Source organism: Microcystis sp. LE19-41.2A, assembly GCF_027530405.1.
In the GTDB taxonomy this organism is placed as follows: domain Bacteria; phylum Cyanobacteriota; class Cyanobacteriia; order Cyanobacteriales; family Microcystaceae; genus Microcystis; species Microcystis aeruginosa.
In genome coordinates, this window is sequence record NZ_JAPZQJ010000536.1 from 1 (window position 1) to 2,280 (window position 2,280).

The window sequence follows — 2,280 nt, forward strand, 5'->3', positions numbered from 1 at the left end:
ACCTTTATAGAGACAGACATTGCCGCAATTTTTGTCAATTGTTTGCGATCTGGAGCGAACTAATCAATTAAATCTCTTGCCAGATAAGGATTGAGTCGATTTATGCCCCCCTATCGAACCATAACAAGTCCCGAAGAGCCTTATTCTTGCTCATTGGCAGTTATTAAAAAAACAATATCCGAGCCGTTATCTAGTCATCGCTACTACCAATGTCAAACATTTTCAGGGATTCGCAGAAGCTTTAAATTGGCAAGATGTTAACCTATAACAGCTTTGATCTTGAGCATTTTTTCACTTTAACTACTTAGTCTTATGCAGTTTATTGATCGCGCCGAAATAGAAGTAGAAGGGGGTAAGGGAGGTGATGGAATTGTCGCTTTCCGTCGGGAAAAATACGTCCCCGCCGGCGGTCCGGCCGGCGGTAATGGGGGAAAAGGTGGTTCGGTGATTTTCGTGGCCACTCAGAACCTGCAAACCCTGCTAGATTTCCAGTATAGTCGCTATTTTAAGGCCGATGACGGTAAACGGGGCGGCCCGAACAACTGCACTGGGGCCAACGGTAGCGATCGCATTATTAAAGTTCCCTGTGGTACAGTGGTTTACGATCTCGATAGCGAGGAAATTATCGGCGATTTGGTCACTCCCGAACAGACTTTAATCGTGGCTGCCGGGGGAAAAGGGGGATTAGGCAACCGCCACTTTTTAAGTAATAATAATCGCGCACCCGAATACGCTTTACCCGGTTTAGAGGGAGAAAAACGCCATTTACGCCTAGAATTGAAGTTATTAGCGGAAGTGGGCATTATCGGGCTGCCCAATGCGGGAAAATCCACCCTAATCTCGGCCGTTTCCTCTGCTCGTCCCAAAATCGCCGATTATCCCTTTACGACTCTCATTCCTAACTTGGGAGTGGTACGCAAACCCACGGGAGATGGGACGGTATTCGCCGATATTCCAGGATTAATCGAGGGAGCGCACCGAGGAATCGGCCTAGGACATGAATTTTTACGCCATATCGAACGCACACGCCTGTTAATTCATCTTGTCTCCTTGACAGCAGAAGACCCGATCGCCGATTATCAAATTATCCAAGGGGAATTAGCCGCCTATGGTCGGGAATTGGAAAAGCGATCGCAAATACTGGTTTTCAACAAAATTGATGCTGTGGACGAGGAAACGATAGATAACTATCAAAAGCAGTTTGCTAAAATAACCAATGCCGAGATTTTGACCATTTCCGCCGTAACAGGAGCCGGATTAACCACTCTACTCGCCAAAGTTTGGCAGCAATTAGAGCAACTGGAGAGGGTCGAGGATGAAACCCCTTCCCTGTTTTCCTAAAATCGCTCGTTAGTTGTTGAGCTGCCGGGGTGCGGGTGGTCGGCGATTGCTCGGTCTTCTTTCCGTACCTTCAAAGTTACCATTAGAACGACGGGTGCGGCGCTGTTCAGCTTCATTTTCGGCCGCATAGACTTCTAGATAAAGAGAGCGACCCACACTCGCGGCCGCCATTTCTAGGGTAGTTCTAATCGCCTGTAAATTGCGTCCTCCCCGGCCGTAAACTTTGCCTTTATCGGCATCATCGAAGGCTACACGCACCCAAAGACGTTCATTTTCCTTACAGCGCTCGATATCCAATCTCAGACTGGCCGGCTCTTCCAAAAACGGCTCGATAATAAATTTCACCAGTTCGAGATAATTGGGGGTACTAGGCATTGATTTTCTCGAAAATTTTCTGTTTGGTGAGAATGCTGCGCACGGTGTCCGTCGGTTGCGCTCCTTGTTGTAAGCGTCGGATGATTCCTTCCTCATCCAGACGCACTTCATCGGTACGGGGATTGTAAAATCCTAATTCCTCTAGGGGACGACCATCGCGACGACTGGTGCTAACGGCCGCAACGATACGATAACTGGCTTCGCGTTTTTTACCAAAGCGTTTTAGACGTAATTTGATCATGGTTACTCAAAAATTCTCCTTTCAGATTCTAACTCATCCCGGTGGTATTTCCACAAGTGGCGATCGAGGAAACGGTCGGCAGCCATTGGCTATTATTGAAAATAACGCCGATATCTTAATGGTGAGGTACAAAGTTGAAGTGTGTTAGTTTTGGCTAACACACCCGAAATTAAGATTAAATTAAACCTCTTGCATAATTAATTTTTGAGGGTTCAAAAACGTCAAAAATAAGGATTAAATCGCATAAAATATGTAAATAGGGTCTGCTGAAAAAGTTTTTCCTGGGGGTAGGATTCAGTAGCCGGTCGTCAGTAGCCAGTCGT

Annotated in this window: 4 protein-coding genes; 2 read left to right on the top strand and 2 right to left on the bottom strand. The window is 46.5% G+C overall.

Annotation, left to right across the window (positions count from 1 at the left end):
- The first annotated feature begins 312 nt into the window (after positions 1-312).
- Positions 313-1,341, top strand: a complete 1,029-nt coding sequence (gene obgE / locus O9290_RS22535; protein ID WP_002762467.1) for a GTPase ObgE — start codon at positions 313-315, stop codon at positions 1,339-1,341.
- Between the two features lie 9 nt (positions 1,342-1,350).
- Here obgE and O9290_RS22540 read toward each other — a convergent pair whose 3' ends face one another.
- Complete coding sequence (locus O9290_RS22540) at positions 1,351-1,716, bottom strand: KH domain-containing protein (RefSeq protein ID WP_002762468.1); 366 nt, start codon at positions 1,714-1,716, stop codon at positions 1,351-1,353.
- A complete protein-coding gene (gene rpsP, locus O9290_RS22545; protein WP_002736858.1) occupies positions 1,709-1,957 on the bottom strand; it encodes a 30S ribosomal protein S16 in 249 nt (82 codons plus the stop codon). Before rpsP ends, O9290_RS22540 begins: the two co-directional genes overlap by 8 nt.
- On the opposite strand from rpsP, the gene O9290_RS22550 reads away from it, so the two are divergent.
- Positions 1,956-2,105 carry a hypothetical protein gene (locus O9290_RS22550; protein ID WP_155119787.1) on the top strand — a complete coding sequence of 50 codons (150 nt, stop codon included), beginning with the start codon at positions 1,956-1,958 and terminating at the stop codon, positions 2,103-2,105. The two genes, rpsP and O9290_RS22550, sit on opposite strands and share 2 nt — an antisense overlap.
- Positions 2,106-2,280 lie beyond the last annotated feature (175 nt).

Coding starts and splice junctions, on each gene's coding strand:
- rpsP (WP_002736858.1), bottom strand. CDS start 1,957: ATGATCAAATTACGTCTAAAACGCTTTGGTAAAAAACGCGAAGCCAGT.
- obgE (WP_002762467.1), top strand. CDS start 313: ATGCAGTTTATTGATCGCGCCGAAATAGAAGTAGAAGGGGGTAAGGGA.
- O9290_RS22550 (WP_155119787.1), top strand. CDS start 1,956: ATGGTTACTCAAAAATTCTCCTTTCAGATTCTAACTCATCCCGGTGGT.
- O9290_RS22540 (WP_002762468.1), bottom strand. CDS start 1,716: ATGCCTAGTACCCCCAATTATCTCGAACTGGTGAAATTTATTATCGAG.